This is a genomic window from Clostridium sp. Marseille-QA1073, from assembly GCF_054863625.1.
Genome location: NZ_JBSVQM010000067.1, coordinates 1 through 1,311, shown reverse-complemented (window position 1 = coordinate 1,311; position 1,311 = coordinate 1). Strand labels below are relative to the sequence as shown.

The window sequence follows — 1,311 nt, the reverse complement described above, 5'->3', positions numbered from 1 at the left end:
TCATACCCTTTATATTTTAAAATAAATAATTTATAAGTTAAATTTTAATATTATTTAGCTTAACGTAAACAATTTACATTTAGGTGGAGATAAAATATGAAAATAGCAGTGATTTCAGATACCCATGTACGCAAACATATGGATAAAATAGAAAAGTTAATAACAAAATCCTTAAAAGATGTTGATTTAGTTATTCATGCTGGAGATTATACTAGCAATAAAGTTATACCCTATATTGAAAAGCATCATAGATTTATTGGTGTCTATGGAAATAACGATAAAGAAGAAACTAGGTCTAAGGTAAAAGAAAAACAGATTATAACTTTAGATAAGTATAAAATTGGAGTGTATCATGGACATGGTTCTAAGAAAAGCACCATTGATAATGTATATGAAATATTTAAAAATGATAGTTTAGATGTAATTATTTTTGGACATAGTCACAAACCTTTTGTTACAACTAAAAATAAGACACTAATAATAAATCCTGGGTCACCTACCAGCAAAAGAAAAGAAAAATACTATTCTTATATAATTTTAGACCTTCTACCTGAAGGCATAAATGTAAATATTAAGTTTTATTCTTAGTATTGTAAACTTGTATATTTTTTATTGTTGACTATTCATTTTAAATCTCATAAGATATTATTGTAAACGAATTTTATTTTTATATTTACAATAATTTCTTAGGGGGACTTTCATGAAAATTAGAACTAAAGATTTTATACTTGTATCATTATTTGCTGCTTTAACTGCAGTAGGTGCTTTTATTTCTATTCCTTTAGGTGCTGTGCCTATAACCCTGCAACTATTATTTACTCTTTTATCTGGTATTTTACTAGGAGGTAATTTAGGTGCATTATCTCAAATAGTTTATATAACTTTAGGACTCGTAGGTCTTCCTATCTTTGCAGGCGGGAAAAGTGGTGTAGGTATGATATTTTCTCCTACCTTCGGATTTTTAATAGGTTATATTATATGTGCATTTGTTGTAGGTACATTATGTAAAAAATTAATAACAAAAAAGAAAATTTCACTTTTTAATATATTGATGACTTGTACATTAGGAGTAATACTAGTTTATTTATTTGGAGTACCATATATGTACATTATATTAACTAGAATTAACAAAGTATCTATGACTTTTATAGGTGCACTAAAAGCTGGCTGTTTAATATTTTTACCCGGTGACTGTTTAAAAATTTTATTCTCCTCATTGTTAGCGGTTAAAATGATACCAGCTATAAAGAGATAAAGAAAACTATAAAAGTTAAAATTTAAGGATAAAAATTACAGATATTTCTTAATTTC

At 26.1% G+C, this 1,311-nt stretch carries 2 protein-coding genes; both read left to right on the top strand.

Annotated features, from left to right (window positions below):
• The first annotated feature begins 96 nt into the window (after positions 1 to 96).
• Positions 97 to 588: a metallophosphoesterase family protein gene (locus ACY1IQ_RS21100; RefSeq protein ID WP_461613998.1), complete on the top strand. Its 492-nt coding sequence runs from the start codon at positions 97 to 99 to the stop codon at positions 586 to 588.
• Positions 589 to 700: 112 nt separating this feature from the next.
• A complete protein-coding gene (locus ACY1IQ_RS21095; protein ID WP_461613999.1) occupies positions 701 to 1,255 on the top strand; it encodes a biotin transporter BioY in 555 nt (184 codons plus the stop codon).
• Positions 1,256 to 1,311: the final 56 nt, after the last annotated feature.